The organism is Zobellella sp. DQSA1 (genome assembly GCF_041950555.1).
Lineage (GTDB): Bacteria > Pseudomonadota > Gammaproteobacteria > Enterobacterales > Aeromonadaceae > Oceanimonas.
Map to the genome: position 1 here is coordinate 2,305,639 of NZ_CP169531.1, position 25,728 is coordinate 2,331,366.

Here is a 25,728-nt window from a genome sequence, read left to right on the forward strand (position 1 = left end):
TGCAGGAATGGTAGTCCATTTGGCGGCCGCTGTGAATGGCGTATTCGCATCGCGGAATGCCCAAGAAATATGATAAAAGATGTCTTAATCTGAAATGATAACCCCGAGCCTTCTACAATCAGGTGATCCACATGGCCATTCACGACTGCTGCAGCCAACCTGGACTGCGTCCCTTTATCGATGCCAAGACCGATATGCTGAACCGCTTGGAAGCGACCCGCAGCACCGAGCTCATTCCCGTCGAACAGGCCCTCAACTGCATCCTGGCCGACCCCATCAGCTCCCCCATCGATGTGCCATCCTTCGCCAATTCGGCGATGGACGGCTATGCCCTGCGCGCCGAAGACATAACGGAAGGCGTGGGCCTGCAACTGATTGGCACCAGCCTGGCCGGCCATCCGTTCAGCGGCCGGCTCGGCCCCGGCGAATGCATACGTATCATGACCGGTGCTGCCCTGCCACTCGGCGCCGACAGCGTGGTGATGCAGGAGAACTGCCGCTCCGAGCACAACGTGGTCTACCCTGCCGGGCCGGTAAATACCGGGCAGCATGTCCGCTTCCCCGCAGAGGATCTGGCCCAGGGCGAGACGGTGTTCGAGGCCGGCACCCGCGTCAATGCCCGGGTACTGTCGGTGCTGGCCTCTCTGGGGCTGGAACAGCTATGCGTGTTCCGCCCGTTGACCGTGGCCCTGCTGTCCACCGGCGACGAGTTGAAAAACCCGGGCGAGCTGCTCGCTCCCGGCGACATCTATGACTCCAACCGTATCGGCGTGCGCGCCATGCTGGAGCGACTGGGCATCAGGGTCATCGATTACGGCATTATCGCCGACGATCCCCAACTTATCCGCCAGACATTCCTGAACGCCGCAACCGAGGCGGACGCGCTGATCACCTCCGGCGGGGTCTCGGTGGGCGATGCGGACTATACCAGGCAGGTACTGGAAGAAGTGGGCCGGATCGGCTTCTGGAAGCTGGCCATCAAGCCGGGCAAGCCCTTCGCCTTCGGCCACATAGACGACTGCGCCTTCTTCGGTCTGCCCGGCAACCCGGTGTCCGCCGCCGTCACCTTCCACCTGCTGGTGCGCCCCGCCCTCGCCCGCCTGGCCGGCGAAGCCCTCAAGCCCACCCCGCTGCTGCAGGCCCGCGCCCTGATGCCGTTCAGGAAAAGCCCCGGCCGCATGGACTTCCAGCGCGGCATCGTCAGCACCCAGCCGGACGGCAGCCTGGGGGTGGTGCCCGCCGGCTCCCAGAGTTCGGCGGTGTACAGCGCCATGGCCGAGGCCAACTGCCTGCTGCACCTGGAACAGGACAGAGGCAACGTGGCCGAGGGGGACACCGTCGCCCTGGAGCTGATCGACGGACTGTACTGGTGATGAAGGAGCTCAGTGACCAGGAGTGGCTGCGCTATAACCGCCAGATAGTGCTGCGCCAGTTCGATATCGAGGGTCAGGAAGCCCTGAAGAATGCCGCCGTGCTGGTGATCGGCGCCGGCGGCCTGGGCTGCGCCGCCGCCCAGTACCTGGCGGTGGCCGGTGTCGGCCGGCTCACCCTGGTGGATCACGATCGGGTGGAATTGTCCAACCTGCAGCGCCAGGTGCTGCACCAGGACGCGGATCTGGGCCGGCTCAAGGTGGACTCGGCCGCCGACAGCCTGCGCGCCGCCAATCCCTGGCTGGAGGTGGTCACCCATGGGGTCCGGGCCGACGAGGCCCTCTTGCGTAGCCTGCTGCCACAGCATCAGCTGGTGCTGGACGGCACCGACAACCTGGACAGCCGCCAGTTGGTCAACCGCCTCTGCTGCGAGGCCGGGGTGCCCCTGGTGTCGGCGGCGGTGATCCGCATGGAGGGCCAGCTGTCGGTGTTCACCTACGGCGAGGACGAGCCCTGCTACGCCTGTCTGTCCCGGCTGATGGGCGGCGGCGTGCTGAGCTGCGTGGAGGCCGGGGTACTGGCCCCCATGGTGGGAGTGATGGGCGCCTTGCAGGCGCTGGAAGCGGTCAAGCTGCTGGCCGGCATGGGCCGCTCGCCGCGCGGCAAGCTGCTGCTGGTGGACGGCATGACCCTCGGCACCCGGGAGCTGACCCTGCCCAAGGCACCGGACTGCCCGGTATGCTCCCGCCCCAAGGACGGTGGCACGCCGTCCTAGGACTATCGTAGGGCCCATTTCAATGGGCCGCATTCCGCTCGACTGAAGTCGACCCAACCATAGGCTGGCCGCCGGCTAAACCCCCCGCTCGTTGTTCCAGATCAGCACATGCAGTTGCGGCAGCACCCGGGCCCGGTACCAGCGATCGCCGGTGACCCTGTCCACCAGCCAGCGCAGCCGGGCATTGAGTTCCTGGGTATCGGTTTCCCGCTCCGGCTGCTCCGGGGTGGCCGGCGCCGGGTTGCAGGGCTGGAGGTAAAGCGGTAACTGTGGGTAGTCGTCCGCCAGGGCCCGCGCCCAGCGGTAATCCGCCTCGTCGGCAATCACCAGCTTGAGGCTGATTTGGGCATCGCCCCCAGCGGCGAGGCAGGCCTCGAACCGCTCCCGGTTGAACGCCATGCCCGAGGACGGCGGCTTGGGGCTCAGGGTCAGGTGATCGAGCATCCCGAACCAGGCCTGTGCCTTGCTGCCCTGGGTCTCCATGGCAAAGGTGTATCCCTGCCCGTGGCCCAACGCCAGCAGTTCATCGAGCGGCTGCAGCGCCGGGTTGCCGCCGGAGAGTGTCACCAGCAGCGGCCGGCCGCCACTCAGCCGGTTCACCTCGGCCAGTATGGCCCCCGCGCCCATCGGCTTCCAATCGGCCTTGAAGCGCGGCTCCACCGCATAGAGGGTGTCGCACCAGCTGCAACGAAAGTCGCAGCCACCGGTGCGCACAAACACGGTCGGCACGCCGACAAGCGCCCCTTCGCCCTGGATGGTGGGGCCAAAGATTTCACTGATGGCGATGCTCATGGCCGGTACTCGGCCCAGGTCTTGGGTGTCTCCGACACCGCCACCGCACTCACCTCGGGCCAGCGGGCATGGGCCCAGTCGAACAGGTACCTGGCCAGCCGCTCGGCGGTGGTGCACTCGTCGCCCAGCACCTCGTTCAGGTGGCGATGATCCAGCTCGTGGTCGATAAAGCGTTTGAAGTCCGCCAGTTCCAGGTAGTCGCGCACAAAGCCGTACTGGTCGAGCTGCTCGCTTTTCAGCTCGATCACCACCACGTAGTTGTGGCCGTGCAACCGGGAACAAGGATGGTGATCCGGCATCTGCTTCAGTTGGTGGGAAGCGGAAAAATGAAACTCTTTCTTTATGGTGTACATGCTTTCACCCTCGCCACCGCTTCCCGCCAGTACTGCTCGTCCCGGTAGGGCGTGGGATCGGCCACCCCGGCCAGGGCCATGGCCTCGATGCGCTCCACACAGGTGCCACAGCGGCCGCAATGGATGTCGCCGCCTTCATAGCAGGACCAGGTATCGGCCACCGGCACGGCGAAACGCGCCGCGTCCCGGGCGATTTCGGTCTTGTCGGTGTTGACATAGGGAGCCAGCAACGCCACCTCGGCCACCCCCTCCAGGGCGCGCGCCTGCATCTCGCCGAACAGGCGGATAAAGTCGGGCCGGCAGTCGGGATAGATGAAGTGATCGCCGCCGTGCACCGCCAGGGCCACGGTGTCGAGGCCGCGGGCGGCGGCCACGCCGAAGGCGATGGTGAGCATGATGGCATTGCGGTTGGGCACCACCGTCACCTTCATGTTCTCTTCGCTGTAGTGGCCGTGGGGCACTTTGATGTCATCGGTCAGCGCCGAGCCGGACAGCTGGCGACCGATATGACCGATGTCCATCACCAGGTGGGGCACCGCGAGCCGCTCGGCACAGTGGCGGGCGGCGTCGATTTCTTTCTTGTGGCGCTGGCCGTAGTCGAAGGTCAGCAATGCGCCGAGGGACTGCTCCGCCGCCAGCCGGTGGGCCAGGGTCACGGAGTCGAATCCACCGGAGCAGATCAGTAACGCTTTCATATTGTGTCCTTGTTTTGTCCGGGTAGGCTGCGACCGGGAATAAAAAGCGGAGCCATTTTAGCGGCCCGATCCTGCTTGTCCACCGTTATCTGACCGAATGGAACTCACCTGGCTCTGGCCGACGGAAAGATTCCCGGTATTGGCCGGGGGCAACGCCCCCCCGGCGCAAAACGGGAAAATCCGACCCGCCTCGTTTCAAGGCACAAATCCTTACTTGGCTACCATTCCCAATGCCGCCAGGACCATCATGACTGCCGCTCCTTTAAACAGTACATGCTGCGCACGAGGACTTGCCAACCAGTGGCGTATTTTCAGGGCACCGAGAATAAATACAGCCCCGACAATCAACAGCACAAAAATGGTCAATGGCACCAGCATCAAGCCCCAGGTTTGCAGCGAGATAGTGTCCAAGGCAATGACCAGCGGCAGCAATGCCAGATAGAAGGCGATTGTTTTTGGATTGCCGAGGGTAATCGTCAAACCCGAAAACCATGCGGACACCAGCTCGCGCTTACTGATTTTCTGTTCTATAAACAAGGTCTGTGGTTCATGGCGCCAAAACTGCCACGCCAACCAACACAGGTAAAGCGCTGAACACCAGCGAACCAATAAAAACCATTCACTGTGGCTGTGGGCGACTACCGCCAAGCCAAATACCGCGAACGACAAGTAGATTAAATCCCCCAAAATCAAACCGGCAAGCATCGTGAATGCAGTTAATGCCCCACCGCTCACACTACGGGCGACCAAGGCCGTCATTCCCGGACCAGGAATAGCGGCGGCCAATCCTAGCGCAATGATATACGCCAGGACCTGAGTCGGATCCAACATAAACTCCCCTTCCATCATAAAATTAATAAAAATCAGGTGACAACATTGTTATCTTGCTGGAAATACTTTTAATGACTTACCTAAATAACCGTTCCATCGGTATGTTTTTAAAATCAAAAAACACAAGAAAATGGATAGCCGTTATCCCTTTCGGTATAAAACCCGTTTTCAACTCCAACATTTACGTACAAAATTATGCATGATAAAACCGAAAAAAAATGACCTTTTTATCATTGATCTTTCATGAGCAGAGGGTAATATTTTTCATAATCAAGCAAATAATAGAAAAATTATGACCAAAACACCTTTAAACCTGACAGATATCAAGATTCTTACCGCACTGCAGAAAGACGCTCGCATAACGAATCAGACACTGGCAGAGCAGTTGGGCATGTCTGCTTCTCCTTGCTGGCGCAAGGTCCGCAAGCTGGAAGAGGATGAAGTGATCCAGGGTTACCGGGCGGTACTGGACAGACGTAAAATCGGCTTGGGAGTGATGGTCTTCGTCCGTGTCAGCATCGACAGTCACAGCGAAGCCGAAGCTCGCAAATTTGAACAGGAAGTGATGGAGCTGGAAGATGTTGTGGCATGCTATAGCATCGGTGGCGATGCCGACTTTCTGTTACAGGTGGTCTCCCACGACCTGGATTCGTATGCCGAATTTTCCATGTCGGTCATCCGTCGCCTACCCGGTATCAAAGAAATGCAAAGTATGTTTGTCCTGAAAGAAATCAAACCCTTTGTCGCCTTCCCGATAAAAAAGCCGGAGCAGGATTAGTACCGACACCAAATCCAGCGACTGTCACAGCCGCAAAAACAAAGGGCGCCTCAGCGCCCTTTTATAGGATAACCGGCTTACTTCTCGCCGAAGTGCTCGGCCAGGTACAGCCAGGTGTCGATCACGGTGTCCGGGTTGAGGGACACCGAGTCGATACCCTGTTCCACCAGCCAGGCGGCAAAATCGGCGTGATCCGAAGGCCCCTGGCCGCAGATGCCCACATACTTGCCGGCCTTGCGCGCCGCCTGTATGGCCATGGACAGCAGCGCCTTCACCGCCTCATCCCGCTCGTCGAAGGAGCCGGCTACCAGGCCCGAGTCCCGATCCAGGCCCAGGGTAAGCTGGGTCATGTCGTTGGAGCCGATGGAGAAGCCGTCGAAATAGGCCAGGAACTTGTCCGCCAACAGGGCGTTGGAGGGCAGTTCGCACATCATGATCACCTTGAGCCCGGCTTCGCCACGTTTGAGGCCGTTCTCGGCCAGGATGTCGATGACCGAGGCCGCTTCGGACAGGGTGCGCACGAAGGGGATCATGATTTCGACGTTGGTCAGGCCCATGTCGTTGCGCACCCGTTTCACCGCCTCGCACTCCATGGCAAAACAGGCCCGGAAATCCTCGGAGACGTAGCGGGAAGCACCACGGAAGCCGAGCATGGGGTTTTCCTCGTCCGGCTCGTAGGCGTCCCCGCCCATCAGGTTGGCGTACTCGTTGGACTTGAAGTCGGACAGCCGCACTATGACCCGCTCGGGCCAGAACGCACAGGCCAGGGTCGAGATACCTTCGGCCAGCTTGGCCACAAAGAACTCGCGCGGACTGTCGTAGCCGGCGATCATCTCGTCGATCTTGAGCTTGAGTTCGGGGCTCTGCTGGTCGTATTCCAGCAGCGCCTTGGGGTGCACTCCTATCATGCGGTTGATGATGAACTCGAGCCGCGCCAGGCCCACCCCGGCGTTGGGCAACTGGGCGAAGTCGAAGGCCCGGTCCGGGTTGCCCACGTTCATCATCACCTTCACCGGCGACAGCGGCATGGCGCCCACCTCGGAGGTGGCCACCTTGAATTCGAGCTTGCCGTCGTAGATAAAGCCGGTGTCGCCCTCGGCGCAGGAAACCGTCACTTCCTGGCCGTCCCGGATGCGGCTGGTGGCGTCGCCACAGCCCACCACGGCGGGAATGCCCAGCTCACGGGCGATGATGGCGGCGTGACAGGTACGGCCGCCCCGGTTAGTGACGATGGCGGCGGCCCGCTTCATGATCGGCTCCCAGTCCGGATCGGTCATGTCGGTCACCAGCACGTCGCCGGCCTTGATCTGATCCATCTGTTCGATACTGTCGATGACCTTGGCCACGCCGGCGCCGATCTTGTGGCCGATGGCGCGGCCCTCGGCCACCACCTGGCCTGTTTCATTCAGGGCGAAGCGCTCCAGCACATTGGCATCCTGGCGGCTGCGCACGGTTTCCGGCCGGGCCTGTACGATATACAGCTTGCCGTCGACCCCGTCCTTGGCCCACTCGATGTCCATGGGGCGATCATAGTGTTTTTCGATGATCAAGGCCTGCTTGGCCAGTTCCATCACTTCCTCGCTGGTCAGCGAGAACTGGCGACGCTCTTCCTTGCTGGTCTCCTTGATCTCCACCTGCTTGCCGTGCTCCTGACCGGCGGCGTAGATCATCTTCTGCAGCTTGGACCCCAGGGTCTTGCGCACCACCGCCGGGCGGCCGGCCTTGAGGGTAGGCTTGTGCACATAGAACTCGTCCGGGTTGACCGCCCCCTGCACCACCATCTCGCCCAGGCCCCAGGCGGAAGTGACGAACACCACCTGATCGAAACCGGACTCGGTGTCCAGGGTAAACATCACGCCGGAGGCGGCGATGTCGGAGCGTACCATACGCTGGATGCCGGCGGACAGGGCCACGCCACGGTGGTCATAGCCCTGGTGCACCCGGTAGGAAATGGCCCTGTCGTTGAACAGGGAGGCGAACACATGCTTGATGGCCACCATCACCGCATCCAGGCCGCGCACATTGAGGAAGGTTTCCTGCTGGCCGGCAAAAGAGGCGTCGGGCATGTCTTCGGCGGTGGCGGAGGAACGCACCGCGAAGGAGGCTTCATCTCCGGCCTGGCCGGCCAGTTCGGCGTAGGCGCCGGCGATGGCGCTTTCCAGCGCCGGCTGGAAAGGCGTGTCGATCACCCACTGGCGGATGGTGCGGCCGGCTTCACCCAGGGCCGCGATATTGTCCACATCCAGCCGGTCGAGCAGCTCGTGGATCCTGGCGTTCAGCCCGCTCTGCTCCAGAAATTCGTTAAAGGCGAAGGCGGTGGTGGCAAAACCGCCGGGCACCGAAACACCGGCACCGGCCAGTTGGCTGATCATCTCGCCCAGGGAGGCATTCTTGCCGCCAACTCGCTCCACATCGTGCATACCGAGTTGTTCGTACCAAATCACGTAATCCTGCACAGCCACGTCTCCAAAAAAGTTGTGTTCTCGGGGTTTCCGTATCTCACCGCATGTCACAGTGGTTCGTGTGCGTCGTTCCGGCCCTTTATTATTTGATTGCGACAGTGGGCCTGCACACGTAATGATTCTACAATGGCGCCAAAAAGCAGGTAAACGTTTTACCTGGGACAAATGTTAAAAGTGAGATCTGGAGGCCCTGTGCACACTGTTTTTTATGTTTCCGATGGGACGGCGATCACAGCCGAGGTGTTCGGCCATGCGGTGCTGAGCCAGTTTCCCCTGCCCTTTGAACAATTTACCATCCCCTTTGTAGAAGACGCAGACAAAGCGAGGCTGGTGCAGGCCAGGATCAACGAAAGCTACCACCAGAGCGGCAAGCAACCGCTGGTATTCCATACCATCGTGGATGACGAGCTGCGTCGCATCATCACCGACAGCGATGCCATGTGCTACGACTTTCTCAATACCTTCGTGGCCCCCATCGAGCAGCAACTGGGGGTCAAGGCCGAGCCGCGCACCCATCGCACCCACGGCATGGAAAACAAGCAGCATTACGATGCCCGTATCGATGCGGTGAACTATGCGCTCGATAACGACGACGGGGTCAATACCAAGGAGTATGACGAGGCGGATATCATACTGGTAGGCGTGTCCCGCTGCGGCAAGACCCCCACCAGCCTGTACCTGGCGCTGCAGTTTGGCATCCGGGTGGCCAACTACCCCTTTATCGATCAGGACATGAGCCGGCTGAACCTGCCGCCTGCGCTCAAGGCCAACCGCCACAAGCTGTTCGGGCTGACCATAGACATCAACCGGCTGCAGGAAATTCGCCAGCGCCGCCGCGCCGACAGCCGCTATGCCGCCATCGACCAGTGCCGCTACGAACTCTCGCAGGTGGAGAAACTGTTCCGCATGGAGGCCATTCCCTTTATCGACACCACCTACCACTCGGTGGAGGAGATCTCGGTCAAGATCCTGGAGCGCACCGGTATCCGCCGCCGCATCTACTGATTGCACACAACCTTAACTGTAGACATTGCGATATATAACACATCATTGGACACAAAAAAGAACAAAACATTGATTTACCGTTTACAAAAATGTATACATTAGCCCCAGTGTTTAACCAACCTGTTGAACCTAACAATCATAACGAACATGGACGTCTGGTCGTTGCCTGTGAACAGGTTGTGTCTTCTTCCCCGTCGGCACAACCCGTCACCTGCAAGCCGGCTCGTTCTACAGGGCAACCGGCGACGTGATGTCGGCACCGGTGGTTGCAGCCTTGCTCTCGCGGCAACTCGAATAACAAGGCGTGAGAAGGAAGCTGAAACTCACTTGAGCAACACTCAGGGACTTATCGCAATGAAACACAGTCAAAGCAAGTCAGTATTCGATTACTACGGCAAGCCTTCGTTCGGCAAGGCACTGCCGCTCTCCTTCCAGCATATCCTGGCGATGATCATGGGGGCCGTGACCCCGCCCCTTATCGTGGCCGGCGTAGCCGGGGCCAGCACCCATGAAACCATGGTGCTGGTGCAGATAGCCCTGCTGTTCTCGGGCATTTCCACCCTGCTGCAGCTTTATCCTATCGGCCGACTGGGTGCCGGCGTGCCCACCATCTTCGGGGTCGGCTTCGCCTATGTGCCCAGCCTGATTGCTATCGGTAGTGTGTACGGCATTCCCGGCATCATGGGGGCGCAAATTGCCGGTGGTATCGCCATGATAGTGGTGGGCATCTTTATCAGGCAGATCCGCCACCTGTTCCCGCCGGTGGTGGCCGGCACCGTGGTGCTGGTGATCGGCCTCTCCCTCTACGACATCGCCATCAAGTACATGGCCGGCAGCGGCAATACCGCCGCCGAAGGCTTCGGCGGCGGCCAGAACTGGCTGGTGGGCCTGACCACCCTGGCCGTGGTGCTGTGCTGCTCCCAGTTTGCCAAGGGCTACCTGCGCCTGGCCGCCATCATCGTCGGCATCCTGGTGGGCTATGTGATGGCCTTCTTCTTCGGCATGGTGGATTTCGGCCGACTGCATGATGCCCCCTGGATCATGATACCCACCCCCTTCGCATTGGGGATCGAGTTCCACGCTTCCGCCGTGATCTCCATGGTGGTGATCTGTATCGTCAACTCGGTACAAACCATCGGTGACTTGTCCGCAACCGCCGTCGGTGGCATGAACCGGGAACTGAAAGACAAGGAACTGTCCGGCGGCCTGCTCGGCAACGGCGTCTGCACCCTGGTGGGCTCCTTCTTCGGCAGCCTGCCCACCGCCTCCTTCAGCCAGAACGTGGGCATAGTGGCGATGACCAAGGTCATCAGCCGCTATGTGCTGGGCATCGCCGCCGCTTTCCTGGTACTGGCCGGTTTGCTGCCCAAGTTTGGTGCCGCCATGACCACCATTCCCTATCCGGTGCTGGGTGGCGCCACCATCATCGTGTTCGGCATGATCACCATGACCGGTATCCAACTGCTGGTGAAGGATGAACTGTCTTCCCGCAATATCACCATAGTGGCGCTGTCGGTGGCCCTGGCCATGGGCATCAATACCGTGCCCGAAGCCATCGCCCAGTTGCCGGACACCGCCCGCATGCTGGTAGGCTCCCCGGTGATCGTGGCCGCCACCGTCGCCTTTACCCTGAACATGCTGCTACCGAAGAAATCGCTGCAGGACGAAGCCCGTGAGCGCGAGCAGATAGAGAAAGAGATGAATGGCGACGACACGCCCGCCGCCTCTTATCAAAACAAGCAGATGAAGGTGGAAGCCGGCAACTGAAAGGGTCAGCCCCGGGGCAAGGGTTTTCCCCCTGAATAACAAGAAGCCGGTCAGTGGAGGGGGGTAAAACGAGTTTTACCCCCCTCCACACCGACAAGCACAATGCCCCTATGACTGCTTGCTCCAGCAGAACCGGTAGCCGGTAAATCGCGACATGAATAAAACTGCCGATGATGGCGCCAACCAGGCGAGCGGGAAATTCGTGGAAAAGCCGCCTGCTGGTTCAAACTTCCTCCTTGTCATACGTTCATTTGAGCCGTCCTTCGAGCTGCCAGACGATCTCCCCCTGGGCATTTTGCCGTCCCAATGCGGAGAGAAAAGGTGCCAGCGTCGCGGAAAAGCGCTCCCCGGCGAAAAATTGCCCCTCGATACGGTAACCGCCGTTTGCATCGACTCTTCCCCGGCCTGTCAGCCGCAGTTGTGCCGCATTGTGCTGTAACGCCAGCGCCAGGCCACGCTGTTCGCAATGGAAGGATAACCTCGGCGTCGCCAACGGCACCTCTCCCAGCGGCGTGTTCAGTTTGCCGTGATGCCAGTTGATGGTCCCACCACCAAGGCTGATGCAACCGTTACGGTCAATCGCGCCTTCGGCCAGATCCAGTTGCACCTGTCCCTGCGCGTCCATCAGCGGATAAGACGAGGAGAATTGCTGCCAAACATAGCCGGCGGGTGCCGATAATCGCCACTGGCGTAAATGCCATTCCCGCCATCCGCATACACTCCCCTGCCCCCGGATACCGAACGGATCGTTAAATTCCACCCTGAACGCGGGGCAAAATGCAGAAAAAGTCGGTTGCCAGCGTATTTCGGCCACCGCCAGGTTCCGCCAGCCCAGTCGGTGCAAGCTGCCCCGCCACAGGGATCCGGAAAAATGCTCAACCTGCAAAGAGGCCGGCAAGACGTAACGCAGCAATTGTGCCGGCGCATGTACCACCAGTAAGAGCAGATACGCCAGCAGCAGCCCGGCCGACACCTTCACTTTAGTGCTCATCGTTACGTTCCAGTATCAGTTGGTTGACCCTGACCCGGCCACCCGCATCCGGCTGACGGGTCACGCCCAGCGTCACCACCCTGGCACCGCTTTGCCGTTCAACCCGCTCAATCCAAAGCATCAGCCGGTTAAAATCAAGGGGCTCCAGGACCACCAACAGGCGATCTCCCTGTGGTTGCAGGCGGATCACCTTTACGCCCAGTTCGGCGGCGCCTTGCGTTGCCGCCGCCGTCGGGCTGAGTGTCCCCGGCCGGTCGGCCCGCCCTTGCGCATGGCGTAGCTGCGGGGCCTGTTCGAGCATCCACTCCACCGTGCCCTGTTCCCGCGCAATGGCGCGTTGCCACCGTTCTCGTTGTTGTTGCAGCGGTTGCCACAGCAGGGCATAACACAGCCAGGCCAGCAGCATTCCTCCGCCCGTGGCCAGCAACAGGCGCTCCCGCATGCTCATCAGGCCCCAGCGTTCCATCAGGCGTTTCATGGCTTCACCTCCAGGACAAGCTGGCTTTCAACCCGCCCGCCGCCCTGTTTCATTTCCCCGGGCCGCAGGCGGTAGTGTTGCTCCGCCAGGTGCTGAAACGCTTCCAGTTCCTGGTAGGCATTGGCTTGCAGCTCAAGCCGGATCTCCGCACGGGCGGCGTCATACGCCAATGCGTGTAGCGTCACCGCGCTGTTTTGGGCGAATAACGACTGTAACCGGCGTATCTGTATGCCCAGGCCTGGCGTTTGCGCCCAGGTTTCCAGTTGCCGCAAACGTTGCTGCATCTGGGCGCGCGGGTTAACGACATGCGTTTCCTGCGGCAGCAATTGCCGATACACCCGTACCGTCTCTTGCCGCCAGTGCTCGGCCTGTTGCCACAACCGGTAATGGGCCAGCCCCGCCTCTCCCGTCAGCAACAGCAGGTAGGCCGACAGGGCAAAGATTACCGCTTTCCACGGACGTAACGGTTGCCGCCGGACCTTCCCCTGGGCGAATTCCCCCTGCCGCAGATCCTTGCCACGCTCAAGGGGTTGTGTCGCCGCCAGTTGCAGCAGGGCTTGTTCCGGCAACGCATGCCATTCACCGGCTAGGGTTTCGCCGGCCGGTGGCGTGGAATAGCTGTGGATCACCACAGGCTCCGGCCAGGCGGACAGCAACTCCGGCAGCCAGCAGGACTCGACGGCCATCCCCGCATCATGCTCCCGGCGAAACAACCACTGGTCATCCAGCCTGACGGCACTCCAGCCCGCCGCCGCCGGAGGCAACATCAGGGCATCGGGCAGCAGGGTATCCATCCGCAAGCCAAGCTGTTCGCAACAGGCAAGCCAGCGCCGCATATGGCTTTTGTCCACCACCGCCACATGACAGTGCTCCCGGTTCTGCATCAGCACCGCAAAATGCAGCCGCTCGATATCCGTCGCCACCTGCTCTTCCAGCATAAAGGGCACCACCTGCCGCACTCGCCGGCGGGCCCGGGGCGGCAACAGGACCCGATGGAATACGCATTCGCTCGCGGGGATCAGCACCCTCGTCGGCAGCCGGACGCTCAAGGCCGCCAGTGCGGGATCGGACACCCCCGGTTGCAGGCTGCCTTGTGCGACAATGTCGCCGTTTTCCGTGCCATGCAGCCACAGCACCGGTTGACAGTCATCGGCCGGCAGCCGGACAACCAGTTGCTCTCCGCTCGGTTTACTGCTCATCAGGGTTCCACCTTCATGCTCAATCCATCATGGCGTTGTAAGACGTTAATGCGACTCCCCTCCCGCTGCAGCAGGCTGTGCCGGTGATAGTCACCGTCTGCCAGCCGCACGCTGATGCGGGCGAAAAAGAACTGGCTGTTCACCGTCAGCACCTGTTTGGCCGCCTCGCTGTTCAACTCCGGCAACGCCCCCTGCGCCAAGAGGGCCGGTACGCTGCTCCAGCCCTCCCGCGGCCGCTCGTCAAGCAATTGCGCCGCCGCTGTCCGACTCACCTCATTCAGGAACAACGCGGACAGCAGCGCGGCCTGGGAAAGTTGCAGGGTATTGATGTTGATCAGCAGCGCCTGCTGCGGCAAAACGCAGACATAAGGCAGCAGGCGCCGGTAGAGGGCGGTATCGATGCCCAGCACCATGCGCAGCTCGCTGACATCAACCAACGCCCGGTTAGCGGGAAGATAGGGCGGGTTCAGCGAGGCGTAGGCCTCGTCTTCAGCGCCCTTCTCCCGCGGGGCGCCATCGTTGTCGACCCAGTCGCGCAGGGCGTCGGTAACGGACCCCGCACGCTCGGCCTCCACCCCCAGTTGCAGCAACAAATGGTGGAACACCTGCGCCGGGTAGGCGGCTTCCACCGCCTCGCCCTGGTCGACATAGCTGACCACCTGGTTGATGGCGTTGAGGTTGAAGCAAGCCTGGGCATCGGTTATTTGTCCGCCGATTTCGCCGCCCTCCACGGGAAACTGCCGGCCCTCCTGCGCCCAGAGCTGGGCCAGGTGTGTGCTGTTTGGTGAATCGCGACCGTCCGACAGCAACATCTGGCCGGCCATCGCCTCCGCCGCCAGGGCATACCATTTTGCCTGCTGCCGGGCCAGGTGGCCGGCGGTACTCAGATAGGCCCGACCGCTACGTTCGGTGAGATTGATAGCCAGCATCGTCATCAGCGCCACAATCAGCAGCACCACCAGTAACGCCACCCCGCGTTGCCGCCCCTTCACTGCGCCGCTCCCGGGGTGAGCAGGAACAGCCGGGACACTTCCCCAAGATCGGGCAGTTCAAGCGTCACCTCAACCGCCCGCGGCAGTTGCGAGGCGTGGTCCCATCGGTCATGCCAGCCGCCCCGGGAGAAAAAACGCAACCGGAAGGCCGTGACGTCCTGCAGCACCGGGGTTATTCGTGGCTCTTCCCCCACCACCGGATCCACATGACGGTAGCTCAGGCGCTCCAGCCGGTGGTGACGCAGGCGATAAGCCACGCTTTGCAGTTCCGAACGGTGAAGCAGCCCCAGCGGATTGTGCCAACCGCTACGGGTAAAGGACGCGGCCCAGTCTTCGCTTTGCAACTGATAACGCGCCGCATGCAGCATCCGCCCGTTGCCCCGGCCGAGACGCGGGATCATCTGGGAAATATCCGTCTCCAACTGGCTGAAGGCTCCATGCAGCTCCATCAGCCGTTGCGCCTTGCGCTGGGATACTTCATCGCTGCGCACCATCCCCTGCAGTACCTGAAAGGCGCCGGCACTCAGTGCCGCAAAGATCGCCAGCGCCAGCAACACTTCGATCAGGGTAAAACCGCGCTGGCGCATCAGGGCCGCACCACATAGCTGCGCAGCGTTATCAGCGGTGCGGGATCGTTTTCCTGGCGGCGAACCTCGACATCCAGGGCACGCAACCGGCTATCCATGGTGTCCACGCCCTGCCAGCGCACCGACCAGGTGCGCCCGGCAAACTGCACTTCTTTACCGGTCCAGTGCTTTTCCGGCCACCATTGTTCCAGATGCAATTGCGCCTGCTGGTTGTCCGCCAGCCAGTTGGCCAGCATTTTTTCCTCCATGTGCCCCAGGGCGCCGGCCTGCTGGGCCGTGGTCTGCAGCAGCGTCAGGCCCACCAGCGCAAACACCATCAACGCGACCATCACCTCCAGCAAGGTCATCCCGTTGTGACGTGTCATCACAGTGCTCCGGCGTCTTGCGAGCTGGTTATCTGGCCGTTACCGTCAACCTGCAACCAGGCGGGAGTCACGGCATTCTGTACGTGAAAGTGCAGCCGGAAGGTGGTGATTTCACCGCCGGGCAACAGCAGAATATCGGGGTCGGGCGCAGTGCCGGCATTCGATGGCCAGGTTTTCTGATCCTCACGCAGCAATTCGAGCCGTACTTCCTGCCCTTCCGGGATACCCAGATGCGCCCGCCCCGGCCGCCACTCTTGCCACAGGTAGCCTTGCCAACGATCACTGGCCGGCAACACCGCCGCGCCGCCTTGCGGCTGTTGGCGCAAAACCCGAAAGCGCCAGCCTTCCGGCCGGACCAGGATCCCCAATACCAGCCCGTGCTGCCGGCTTTCCTCCATGGCAAATGCCAATTGCGCCTGAAAACGCGCCAGTTGCCGGTGCGCCTGGGCCTGTGGTTCGGTGGGAAATGACATCATCACCAGGCTCGCCGCACTGCCGATCAGCAGCAGTACCAGCATCATTTCCAACAGCGTGAAACCGCCCTGGCGCACTATTGATTACCGATGGTCCAGTTGCCGATATCGTCTTCGGTATCCGGCATGCCGTCCGGCCCATAGGAAAAGATATCCACGGTTCCATGCAGGCCGGGGCTGAGCAGTTGGTAGTCACCGCCCCAGGGATCCTGCGGCAAACGGCGGATATAGCCATCCGCTGCATAATTGCGGGGTTCCGGCTGGACCACGGGCTTCCTGACCAGCGCCTGCAACCCTTGCTCGGTGGTGGGATAGCGGCTGTTATCCAGCCGGTACATGTCCAGTGCGCTTTCCAACGCCACGATATCGCTGACGACTTTCTGATAATCGGCCCTGTCCTTGTTGCCCATTAAATTGGGCACCACCAGGCTGGCCAGGATGCCCAGGATCACGATCACCACCATGATTTCCAGCAGGGTAAAGCCCCGTTGACGCTGTTTCATCGTTTTCTCCATTATTAACAAATAGATATAACCAAACCGGTAGTTACATGCTGATCAGGTTATTCAGCTGCAAAATCGGCTGCAGGATCGCCAGCACGATAAACAGCACCACCCCGGCCAGGCTGACCACCAGCAGCGGCTCGAATATCCCCAGCGCCAGTTGCATCTGCACGGTGAATTCCCGATCCTGGTTATCCGCGGCACGCACCAGCATGCTGTCCAGCTCGCCGCTGTTTTCACCGCTGGCGATCATGTGTCGCATCATCGGCGGAAACAGCCCCGTCTGCTCCAGCGCCCGGTGCAGGCTGACCCCTTCGCGCACCGACTCCGCCGCCTTTTTCAACTGCTGCCGCGCAAAATCATTGCCCAGTACGTCGCTGCTGATCTGCATCGCCTGCAGCAAAGGCACGGCGCTGGCGTTGAGAATGCTCAGGGTTCTGGCATAACGGGCGGTGTTCAGGCCGCGGACAACGCGACCAACCACCGGCAGCCACAGCAAGCGGCGGTGGAAAGCGATACGCCAGACCTCCCGGTGCAGCAACCGGCGTACACACACGACTCCCACCAGGGCCGCCAGCAACAGCCAGGGCCCATAAGTACTCACCCCCTCGCTGAGCGCCATCAGGATGCGGGTGGAAAGCGGCAGCGCCTGCTGCATATGGACAAACTGCTCCACCACCTTGGGCACCACCGCAGACAGCAAAACCGCCACCACCCCAACCGCCACCAGCGTCAGGACACAGGGATAGATCATCGCCTGCGTCACCCTGTTGTGTATTTGCTGGCGTTGTTCGATGTAATCCGCCAGGCGGCCGAGAACGCCGTCAAGATGCCCGGAGGCTTCCCCCGCCGCGACCATGGCACAGTAAAGCCGTTCAAAACTGGCGGGATAACACCCCATCGCCTCCGCCAGTGAATGCCCTTCCAGCACCTTGGCGCGGATAGACGCCAGCAGGGCCCGCAGGTGCGCTTTTTCACTTTGCCTGGCCACCGCGTCCAGTGCCTCTTCCAGTGGCAGCGCGGCGGCGACCAGGGTAGCGAGCTGGCGGGTCAGCAAGGCCAGATCCGCCATGGCGATCCGGCGCTGGAACAGGGGCTGCCGTCCACTGCGCGGTTGCCGTTGCGCGGCGCCCTCATCGAGCCGGAGCGGGACCAGCCCCTGCTCGCGCAGCAACTGGCGCGCGTGGCGGGCCGAATCCGCCTCCTGCATGCCTTTGCGCTTCTTGCCGTGCTCATCCAGCGCCTGATAGTGGAACAGCGCCATCTTATTCCTCGTCCCGGGACAGGTTTTCAGCCACGCGCACCACCTCCTGCCAGCTGGTCACGCCCGCCAGCACCTTTTCCAGGCCGTCCTGGCGCAGGCTGACATGGTCGTCCGCCAGTTGCCGCGCAATGGCCAGCTCGCCTTCGCCATTGTGGAGAGCCGTTCGCACCCGGTCATCGATCAGCAGCAATTCATTGATCGCGGTACGGCCGCGATAGCCGGTAAAACTGCAGTGGGGGCAGCCCTCGGCGCGCCACAGCATGGTGCCCGTGGCGATGCCCATTTGCTGCGCCTGCCGGGCATCCACCGGGTATGGCTGGCGGCACTCCGGGCACAATACGCGAACCAGGCGCTGCGCCAGCACCCCCAGCAGCGAGGTGGAAAGCAGGAAGGGTTCGATACCCATGTCCTGCAGGCGCGACAAGGCCCCCAGTGCGCTGTTGGTGTGCAGGGTGGAAAGTACCAGATGGCCGGTGAGTGAAGCCTGTACCGCGATTTGCGCGGTTTCGGCATCACGGATTTCGCCCACCAGCACCACATCGGGATCCTGGCGCAAAATGGCCCTCAGGCCGCGGGCAAAGGTCATGTCGACCTTGGTGTTCACCTGGGTTTGCCCGATGCCGTCCAGTTCGTATTCAATGGGATCTTCCACCGTCATGATGTTGCGTTCGCTCGCATTGAGCCGGCGCAAGGCGGCGTACAGGGTGGTGCTTTTTCCCGAGCCGGTGGGCCCGGTTACCAGAATGATGCCGTGCGGACGCCGGATCAGGCTGTCGATCCGCTGCCGATGGCGTTCCGACAGCCCCAGCGCGGCCAGGTCCAGCTGAACGCTGTTTTTATCCAGCAAGCGCAGCACCACCCGTTCGCCATACCGGGAAGGCAGCGTGGATACCCGCACGTCCACCGCCCTGCCGCCGATGCGCAGCGCCATGCGACCGTCCTGGGGAATGCGTTTTTCGGCGATGTCGAGACGCGCCATCACCTTGATGCGCGACACCAGCAATGCCGCCAGCTTGCGCTGGGGCCGCAATATTTCCCGCAGCACGCCGTCGGTCCGGAACCGGATCTGCAAATGGCGTTCATAGGTCTCGATGTGAATATCGGAGGCCTTCTCTTTTATCGCCTCCGTCAGCATGGCGTTGATCAGGCGAATGATCGGTGCATCATCGTCGGTATCCAGCAGATCGTCGCTGTCCGGCAACTCCTCGGCCAGGGCATAAAAGTCCAGCTCGTTACCGATGTCTTCCATCATCCGCCGCGCCTCTTCCGAGTCACGCTGGTAGCCGAGCACCAACTGTTTTTCAAACTCTTCCTCGCTGAGCCGGGTGATGGCCAGCGGGCCTCCGGCCACGCGCCGCGCCTCCAGCAGCGCCGCGGCACCGAGCGGCTCTACATACAGCAGGCGGCAGCCGCCGGCACCCTGCAACAGCAAGATCTGCTGGGCGCGGGCGTAGGCAAACGACAGCAGCGGGCGCCATTCCACCAGGGCACCGACGGCCGCGTTCACCGTCCCTCCTGCGTATGGAAGGCCGCGATCGCCGCACTGACCTGGCGGAAGGTATGCTCATTGCCTTGGTTGGGTAGTTTCAGCACTTCGTTGGTGAGCGTGGTGTCGTCGCTGTTGTCGCCGCGCCGGCTCTGCTCCTGTTCGAAGGTGCGGTATTTTTCGACCGAGGCGCCACGAAAATCATCGCGCTCACGAATGATGGTGGGCCGGATAAACAGCATCAGGTTGCGCTTGGACACCTGCTTGCTGGAAGAGCGGAACAGGGAGCCCAGCAAGGGCACATCGCCGAGCAGGGGCACCTTGCTGGCACTCTCGGTCACGCTTTTATCCAGTAGCCCGCCAACCACGACCGTCTCGCCACTGTTGACCAGCACCGCGTTGTTCACCGTGCGGGTATTGAAGGTGGCGCCCAGCTCGGCACTGCGGCTCGAGGCACCGTCCGCCAGGCTGGATACCTCTTGCTCAATGTCCAGCAACACGGAATCCCCTTCGTTGATCTGCGGCTTCACCTTCAGCTTGATCCCCACGGTTTTACGCTCGACGGTGTTGAAAATATTGTCGCCGGAGGTGGTCTGCGAGCCGGACAGCACCGGGACCTCCTGGCCGACATTGAAACTTGCTTCCTTGTTGTCGAGCGTCACTATGCTCGGGGTGGCGAGAATATCGTTCTGGCTGTTGCTCGACAGCGCCGTCAGCAGCATTCCCCAGTTCCCCTGAAAGAAACCGGCGGCGATGCCGTTGAAACCGCCCAGGAGCGTGCTGTCGACGGTACCGTCTTCCCGGAACTGCTTGACCCCGGCAATGGCGGTGGTGAACGGCAGGCCGGTATTGGTGAACTGGGTACCTCCGGCGTGTTTATTCACCCATTGAATGCCCAGGTTCAGGCCGTCGGCATCCTGTACTTCCGCGATAATCGCCTCCACCAGCACCTGTGCCCGGCGAATGTCCAGTTGAGCTATCACCTGCTCCAGATCCCGCAGCACATCGGGCGCCGCCGTCAGGATCAGCGAGTTGGTCTGATCATGGGCCCTGATGGTAATGTCCTTGCGCCGCGAGAGCGCGGGCTGGCCCGGCGGTGTCTGTTCGCCCTGGATGCTGTCGCCGATCCCGGTCAGTACCTCGACCAGATCGCTGGCCTTGGCATATTGCAGATAGATCACCTTGGTGCTGCCCTGCGCCGCCTGTTCACGATCCAGTTGCTTGATTATCGCGATAACCCGCTGCCGCGAATTGGGTTCACCGCTGACCAGCACCGAGTTGGTGCGTTCATCCGCCACCAGGCTGGCGGTCATCTGGGTGGGCAGCGCGGTTTTCCCGTCCTCCCTGGTCAACTCCGTCACCAGTTTCACCACCTCCGCCGCCGAGGCATAGGCCAGCGGAATCGTCACCACCTGGCGATCGCCTACCTTGTCTACCTGATCGACGATCGCCATCAGGCGCTTTACCACCGCCGCCCGGCCGGTCATCAGCAGGACATTGGACGACTCATAATGCGTGACACTGCCGGCGCCGGCGTTGTCGTTGAGCTGGCGCAGCAGCGGCGCCAGATCGCGGGCCGCGACGTTGTGCACCGGCACCACCCGCGTCACCACTTCGTCCCCCACACCGGGGGCCGCCGCGCTGGCCACCGGGCCCGCCGCCGTTTTCGCGTCCTGCGAGCGCACCACCTTCAGTAGGCCGTTGTCCATGTCCACCACCGCAAAGCCGTAGACATCCAGCACGCTGAGAAAGAACTGGTAGTACTGTGCTCCATCCATGGTGTCGTAACTGCGCACCGTAATGGCGCCGCGCACGGCGGGATCGATGATCACCGTTTTATTCAGGTTCTTGCTGACGGTATTAATAAACTCTTGAATGTCCGTGCCCTGGAAGTTGGCGGAGAACTCGGCGCTCCAGCCCGGCACCGCGCCGTACAGACAAACCGCCAACAGCCATGCCGCACCGCGCTTCGTGAGGGTTCCGTTAAACAACTTAGTCATCTCCAAGAGAGAAATAGATATCATGCAGCTGGCCTTCACGTTCAACGGTCAGGTTGACGGCATCGAGTTCCGGCAACTGCTTTAAAGCACGCTGTGCCTGTTGCCCGTCCCGTAGATCCAGGCCATTGAAAGACACGGCCAGATCGTTCGGCCGTAATCCGGCGCGCTGGAACAGCGCTCCCTGTTTTCCCGGGTTCAGGCGATAACCAACCAGCCTGTCCTCCTCCATCACCGGCGCTATGTTCAGATAACCGAGAATGGTTTGCGGCTGTTTCTTTACCTGCTTCAGCAGGTCTTCTTTCAACCGGGCCAGCGGCTGCTCCGGGTCTGACTGGGCCGACGGTTTATCTGCGCCACGCGGAGCCGCAACCGGAGCCGTTTTTACCCTGTCGCTGAACAGCGGCAGCGTTTCATACTTTCCCTGATAAGAGATAACCACGCGATCGGCAAAAATCGCCGAAATGCTGGCATTGTGGCCAGGGAGGGTGTCGCCGACGCCCAGGCTGTATTGCCGGTTGCCTTGCGCGACGATGGCGATGGAAAGGGCAGCGACTGGGCTGGCAACAATGCCGGTAACGTGAAAATTCAATAAAGACACTGGCGCATCATGCAACTGTTCCGCGGCGGATGAAGCCGCCGAGGGCGGCGTGTCCGCTGCGGTGCCGAACAGGGTCAGCAGAGAAGAGAGCGCACCATGCTCCCCGGCGTTGTTTTCTTTCTCTGCAATTGCGGATACGGAATAATGATACGTCTCCGCCGGCAACCAGATTCGCCAGGTAAGCTGCGCCAACTGATTGCAGATAAGCAAAAGTAATACAATCAACAAACTGCCGGGTGACAATATAATCCGAACAGCATCCCGATTGGTGAATATCATTGACGAGAACCGCATGTTGGGAACCACATAATTATATTATTACCACTCGCATTTCTACACCCTGATATGACACTCCAGCATCCCAAACACTATGCAATATATTTCACCGACAACACACCCCTTAACAATGCCCAACTTTGGATATGTGACATTATTCATATTTATTTTTTACTTTCACACAACTACACCCCATTAACATTCAATCTAACCCGTATCTACGCCCGAGAGATCATCCTTAAAATAATTGTATCTACTCCCTGTTATGATAATAGCCCACCCCCATACAGGAGGATGCCTGACCTACAAAGAAAAGAAATATTAACACCCGGACCCATCCACATCCGGTTCTGATAAAAATCATTTTACTATCTATTTAAACTCCAACCCTTTGACATGGATTTAGTTATGAAGAACAGTACCTGTTCCATTCTGTTCGCCAGTTCGCTGGCGCTGCTCGGTGGCTGTGACGGTTCAAACCCACCGCCATCAACCTCCCCTCTCCCCACACCGGACGCTACCAGTCAGGGGCCTGTCGCCCGATTACCTGCATTGGCACTCCCCGGTGAGGCAATGGTGGCGGGAGACAACCAGGCCGTGATCCACCTGGTGGACGTCGCCCTCGCCGGCGATGCCGGCGCGGATCACGGCACCAAGAACCTGTTCCTGTGGAACAATGAACATTGCGATGCGCTCGATAATCCTTCGGGCGACTGGAATGACACCAGCGTCACCCCGACCGGCAGCGATGAGTACGGGCCCTACTGGGTCGTGTCGCTGGCAAAAACCACCGGCTGCATCAATTTCATTCTGCGCGACGGTACCGACAAGCTGATTGATACCGACATGCGGTTGTCGTTTGCCGATTTTCCCAATCGCACCGTTTCCGTTATCGCCGGCAACAGCACGCTCTATGCCAGCCGAGCCGACATTTTCCGCGCGGCCTTCGGCGTTGCCCAGGCCCAGGCCCACTGGGTGGACCAGAACACCCTGTTATGGCCCGAAGGCGCAGACAAGCCCATAGTGCGGTTGTATTACAGCCACAGCGGCAATATCGGCGCGGACGGTGAGGGGAAGTTCACCGACGCCTACCTGCCGCTCACCCCGGGCAGCATCAGTCAGGAAACCGCCGCCCGCTTTCCGCACCTGGCCAACTATGCGGCCTTTACACTGCCGGATGGCGCCGATGTGGATGAGCTGCTGAGCGGCGAAACGGTGGCCCTCGCGACCGATGAAGACGGTATCCTGCTCTCCGCCACCCTGGTGCAGACGGCGGGCGTGCTGGACGACCGCTTCGCCGACGAGGCGGAAAAACTGAGCTACGGGGCGCAGGTGAGCGGCTCCGGCGTGGACTTCCGTCTGTGGGCACCGACCGCCCAGCAGGTTGAACTGGTGCTGTACAACGCCGACAAGCAGGTGACCGCCAGCAAGCCGATGACCCGTGATGCACAGTCCGGCGCCTGGCACTACCAGGGAGGCCGCGAGCTTGACGGCGCCTTCTATCGCTATGCGCTGAACGTCTATCACCCGATGTCTCGCCAGGTCGAGCAGTATGAAGTGACGGATCCCTACTCCTACAGCCTGTCGACCAATTCGGAATACAGCCAGGTGGTCGATTTGAACGACAGCCGGCTGAAGCCGGAAGGCTGGGACAGCCTGGAGGCTCCGCAGCCACAGGGCACCAAGGCGGACATCGCCCGCATGACCATCTACGAAGCCCATATCCGTGATCTGTCGGCCTGGGATGACAGCGTGTCGGAGCCCCTGCGGGGTAAATACCTGGCTCTGACCGAGTCCGACAGCAACATGGTCCGGCACCTGAAGGCGCTCGGCGAGTCGGGCGTGACCCACCTCGAACTGCTGCCGATCTTCGATTTGGCCACGGTGAACGAATTTGCCGACAGGGTGGCGGATCTGCACCATCCGGTCAGCCGCCTGTGCGAGGTCAACGGCGCGGTCGCCCACAGCGAGTTCGCCGGTTATTGCGACAGCGCGATGACTATCGGCGAGCTGCTGGAGGAGCTCAAGCGTGACGACAGCTCGGACAACCCGCAGGTGCAGGCGTTCAACCACCTGGTGGCGCAAACCGACTCCTACAACTGGGGGTATGATCCCTTCCACTACACGGTGCCGGAAGGCTCCTATGCGACCGATGCCGAGGGCAGCCAGCGCATCAAGGAGTTCCGGACCATGGTGCAGAGCATCAAGCAGGATCTGGGGATGAACGTCATCATGGATGTGGTGTACAACCACACCAATGCCGCCGGCCCGAGCGACCGCACTTCCGTACTGGATAAAATCGTGCCCTGGTATTATCAGCGGCTGAACGAGCAGACCGGCAGTGTCGAAACCGCCACCTGCTGTTCTGACAGCACCCCCGAACACCGCATGTTCGCCAAGATGATAGAAGACTCCCTGCTGGTCTGGAGCCGGGACTACAAGATCGACGTTTTCCGCTTCGATCTGATGGGCTACCACCCGAAAGCGCAGATACTGGCGGCCTACGAAAAAGTGAAAGCCGTCGATCCCAACGCCTACTTCTTCGGTGAAGGCTGGAACTCGGGCCAGGAGGACCGTTTCGACATCGCCTCCCAGATCACCCTGAAGGGCACCGGTATCGGAACTTTCTCCGATCGCCTGCGCGATGCGGTCCGTGGCGGCGGCCCCTTCGACTCCGGCGAATCCCTGCGCTACAACCAGGGGCTCGGCAACGGCGCCGGTGTGCTGGCCAACGAAACCAGCACCCAGGATGACGACATGGTGCGCCACCTGGCCGATCTCACCCGTCTCGGCATGGCCGGCAACCTGGCCGACTATGTGATGATCGACAAGGACGGCGCGGTGAAAAAAGGCAGCGAGATAGACTACAACTGCGCCATCGCCGGCTATGCCGCCGATCCGTCCGAGGTAATCAACTACGTTTCCAAGCACGACAACCAGACGCTGTGGGACATGATAGCCTACAAGGCCGCGCGCGAGGCGTCTCTCGACGACCGGGTACGGATGCAGGCGGTCTCCCTGGCGACCACACTGCTGGGCCAGGGCCTGGCATTCGATCAGCAAGGCTCCGAACTGCTGCGCTCGAAGTCCTTTACCCGCGATTCCTACGACTCCGGCGACTGGTTCAACCGCATGGATTACGGCTACCAGGACAACAACGCCAATGTCGGCATGCCGAACATCGGCGACGACGGTGCCAACTACGCGGTGATCGACAGTGTGAAAGACGCCGTCCCCGCTCCGGGCCCAGCGGAGATCAGCCGCATGCTGGGCTTTTATCACGAGCTGCTCCGGCTGCGCCACTCCTCGCCACTGCTGACGCTCGGCAGCGGCAGAGAAGTGATGCAGCGCGTCGACTTCCGCAACACCGGCGTCGACCAGCAACTGGGTCTGCTTGTTATGACCATCGATGACGGCATCCACGGCGGCGACGAGCTCGACCCGCAGGCGGATGCCCTGGTGGTGGTGATCAATGCCGCACCAGAGGCGCGCCGCATCGACGACTTTGCCGGTCAGTCTCTGCAACTGAGCGCCATTCAACAGGCGCTGGGCGATGGCTCACTGGCCGCCGGCATCGACATTGCCACTGATGGCAGCGTAACGGTACCGGCCTGGTCGGTGGCGTTGTTGGTAAAAGCGCAAGATGCCGCGCAAGGCGAGGGCTTGCCGGTCAGCAGTAAATAATGC

The 25,728-nt window shown here is 61.1% G+C and carries 23 protein-coding genes; 6 read left to right on the top strand and 17 right to left on the bottom strand.

Features of this window, described 5'->3' with window-relative positions:
* The first annotated feature begins 131 nt into the window (after positions 1 to 131).
* Together glp and moeB are read left to right on the top strand one after the other, a co-directional pair.
* Complete coding sequence (glp, locus tag ACEVBK_RS11265; protein ID WP_375055044.1) at positions 132 to 1,373, top strand: gephyrin-like molybdotransferase Glp; 1,242 nt, start codon at positions 132 to 134, stop codon at positions 1,371 to 1,373.
* Positions 1,373 to 2,146 (top strand): molybdopterin-synthase adenylyltransferase MoeB, encoded by a 774-nt coding sequence (gene moeB, locus ACEVBK_RS11270; protein ID WP_375055045.1) that lies wholly within the window; start codon positions 1,373 to 1,375, stop codon positions 2,144 to 2,146. Before glp ends, moeB begins: the two co-directional genes overlap by 1 nt.
* 75 nt (positions 2,147 to 2,221) lie before the next feature.
* Here moeB and queE read toward each other — a convergent pair whose 3' ends face one another.
* The 4 genes from queE to ACEVBK_RS11290 form a co-directional block, all read right to left on the bottom strand.
* Positions 2,222 to 2,938: a 7-carboxy-7-deazaguanine synthase QueE gene (queE, locus tag ACEVBK_RS11275; protein WP_375055046.1), complete on the bottom strand. Its 717-nt coding sequence runs from the start codon at positions 2,936 to 2,938 to the stop codon at positions 2,222 to 2,224.
* Positions 2,935 to 3,291: a 6-carboxytetrahydropterin synthase gene (locus tag ACEVBK_RS11280; protein ID WP_202088180.1), complete on the bottom strand. Its 357-nt coding sequence runs from the start codon at positions 3,289 to 3,291 to the stop codon at positions 2,935 to 2,937. Before ACEVBK_RS11280 ends, queE begins: the two co-directional genes overlap by 4 nt.
* Positions 3,279 to 3,986 carry a 7-cyano-7-deazaguanine synthase QueC gene (gene queC / locus ACEVBK_RS11285; protein ID WP_375055047.1) on the bottom strand — a complete coding sequence of 236 codons (708 nt, stop codon included), beginning with the start codon at positions 3,984 to 3,986 and terminating at the stop codon, positions 3,279 to 3,281. The genes ACEVBK_RS11280 and queC overlap by 13 nt, the downstream gene beginning before the upstream one ends.
* 210 nt (positions 3,987 to 4,196) lie before the next feature.
* Positions 4,197 to 4,817 carry a LysE family translocator gene (locus tag ACEVBK_RS11290; protein WP_375055048.1) on the bottom strand — a complete coding sequence of 207 codons (621 nt, stop codon included), beginning with the start codon at positions 4,815 to 4,817 and terminating at the stop codon, positions 4,197 to 4,199.
* A gap of 292 nt (positions 4,818 to 5,109) precedes the next feature.
* On the opposite strand from ACEVBK_RS11290, the gene ACEVBK_RS11295 reads away from it, so the two are divergent.
* Positions 5,110 to 5,595: an Lrp/AsnC family transcriptional regulator gene (locus ACEVBK_RS11295; protein WP_375055049.1), complete on the top strand. Its 486-nt coding sequence runs from the start codon at positions 5,110 to 5,112 to the stop codon at positions 5,593 to 5,595.
* Between the two features lie 77 nt (positions 5,596 to 5,672).
* Here ACEVBK_RS11295 and ppsA read toward each other — a convergent pair whose 3' ends face one another.
* Positions 5,673 to 8,051 (bottom strand): phosphoenolpyruvate synthase, encoded by a 2,379-nt coding sequence (gene ppsA / locus ACEVBK_RS11300; protein ID WP_375055050.1) that lies wholly within the window; start codon positions 8,049 to 8,051, stop codon positions 5,673 to 5,675.
* Positions 8,052 to 8,249: 198 nt separating this feature from the next.
* On the opposite strand from ppsA, the gene ACEVBK_RS11305 reads away from it, so the two are divergent.
* Together ACEVBK_RS11305 and ACEVBK_RS11310 are read left to right on the top strand one after the other, a co-directional pair.
* A complete protein-coding gene (locus ACEVBK_RS11305; protein WP_375055051.1) occupies positions 8,250 to 9,062 on the top strand; it encodes a pyruvate, water dikinase regulatory protein in 813 nt (270 codons plus the stop codon).
* 354 nt (positions 9,063 to 9,416) lie between these two features.
* Complete coding sequence (locus ACEVBK_RS11310; protein ID WP_375055052.1) at positions 9,417 to 10,829, top strand: uracil-xanthine permease family protein; 1,413 nt, start codon at positions 9,417 to 9,419, stop codon at positions 10,827 to 10,829.
* 247 nt (positions 10,830 to 11,076) lie between these two features.
* On the opposite strand, the gene ACEVBK_RS11315 is transcribed toward ACEVBK_RS11310, so the two are convergent.
* The 12 genes from ACEVBK_RS11315 to gspC are packed head-to-tail and all read right to left on the bottom strand — an operon-like array spanning position 11,077 to position 22,044.
* Positions 11,077 to 11,820: a type II secretion system protein N gene (locus tag ACEVBK_RS11315; protein WP_375055053.1), complete on the bottom strand. Its 744-nt coding sequence runs from the start codon at positions 11,818 to 11,820 to the stop codon at positions 11,077 to 11,079.
* Positions 11,810 to 12,298, bottom strand: a complete 489-nt coding sequence (gspM, locus tag ACEVBK_RS11320) for a type II secretion system protein GspM (protein WP_375055054.1) — start codon at positions 12,296 to 12,298, stop codon at positions 11,810 to 11,812. Before gspM ends, ACEVBK_RS11315 begins: the two co-directional genes overlap by 11 nt.
* Positions 12,295 to 13,497, bottom strand: coding sequence for a type II secretion system protein GspL (gene gspL / locus ACEVBK_RS11325; protein ID WP_375055055.1), 1,203 nt, complete (start codon positions 13,495 to 13,497; stop codon positions 12,295 to 12,297). The genes gspM and gspL overlap by 4 nt, the downstream gene beginning before the upstream one ends.
* Entirely contained in the window at positions 13,497 to 14,489 is a 993-nt protein-coding gene (gene gspK, locus ACEVBK_RS11330) for a type II secretion system minor pseudopilin GspK (protein ID WP_375055056.1), read from the bottom strand. Before gspK ends, gspL begins: the two co-directional genes overlap by 1 nt.
* Positions 14,486 to 15,076: a type II secretion system minor pseudopilin GspJ gene (gene gspJ, locus ACEVBK_RS11335; RefSeq protein ID WP_375055057.1), complete on the bottom strand. Its 591-nt coding sequence runs from the start codon at positions 15,074 to 15,076 to the stop codon at positions 14,486 to 14,488. The genes gspK and gspJ overlap by 4 nt, the downstream gene beginning before the upstream one ends.
* Positions 15,076 to 15,441 (bottom strand): type II secretion system minor pseudopilin GspI, encoded by a 366-nt coding sequence (gene gspI / locus ACEVBK_RS11340; RefSeq protein WP_375055058.1) that lies wholly within the window; start codon positions 15,439 to 15,441, stop codon positions 15,076 to 15,078. Before gspI ends, gspJ begins: the two co-directional genes overlap by 1 nt.
* Positions 15,441 to 15,992 carry a type II secretion system minor pseudopilin GspH gene (gspH, locus tag ACEVBK_RS11345; RefSeq protein ID WP_375055059.1) on the bottom strand — a complete coding sequence of 184 codons (552 nt, stop codon included), beginning with the start codon at positions 15,990 to 15,992 and terminating at the stop codon, positions 15,441 to 15,443. Before gspH ends, gspI begins: the two co-directional genes overlap by 1 nt.
* The gene (gspG, locus tag ACEVBK_RS11350; RefSeq protein WP_375055060.1) at positions 15,992 to 16,417 is read right to left on the bottom strand and encodes a type II secretion system major pseudopilin GspG; all 426 of its coding nucleotides are present in this window, start codon (positions 16,415 to 16,417) and stop codon (positions 15,992 to 15,994) included. The genes gspH and gspG overlap by 1 nt, the downstream gene beginning before the upstream one ends.
* A gap of 43 nt (positions 16,418 to 16,460) precedes the next feature.
* On the bottom strand, positions 16,461 to 17,681 hold the full coding sequence (gene gspF / locus ACEVBK_RS11355; RefSeq protein WP_375055061.1) for a type II secretion system inner membrane protein GspF: 1,221 nt from the start codon (positions 17,679 to 17,681) through the stop codon (positions 16,461 to 16,463).
* Between the two features lies 1 nt (position 17,682).
* Positions 17,683 to 19,188 (bottom strand): type II secretion system ATPase GspE, encoded by a 1,506-nt coding sequence (gspE, locus tag ACEVBK_RS11360; RefSeq protein WP_375055062.1) that lies wholly within the window; start codon positions 19,186 to 19,188, stop codon positions 17,683 to 17,685.
* Complete coding sequence (gspD, locus tag ACEVBK_RS11365) at positions 19,185 to 21,167, bottom strand: type II secretion system secretin GspD (protein ID WP_375055063.1); 1,983 nt, start codon at positions 21,165 to 21,167, stop codon at positions 19,185 to 19,187. Before gspD ends, gspE begins: the two co-directional genes overlap by 4 nt.
* Entirely contained in the window at positions 21,160 to 22,044 is an 885-nt protein-coding gene (gene gspC, locus ACEVBK_RS11370) for a type II secretion system protein GspC (protein ID WP_375055064.1), read from the bottom strand. The genes gspD and gspC overlap by 8 nt, the downstream gene beginning before the upstream one ends.
* A 405-nt stretch (positions 22,045 to 22,449) precedes the next feature.
* Here gspC and pulA point away from each other — a divergent pair, with 405 nt between their 5' ends.
* On the top strand, positions 22,450 to 25,725 hold the full coding sequence (pulA, locus tag ACEVBK_RS11375) for a pullulanase-type alpha-1,6-glucosidase (protein ID WP_375055065.1): 3,276 nt from the start codon (positions 22,450 to 22,452) through the stop codon (positions 25,723 to 25,725).
* Positions 25,726 to 25,728: the final 3 nt, after the last annotated feature.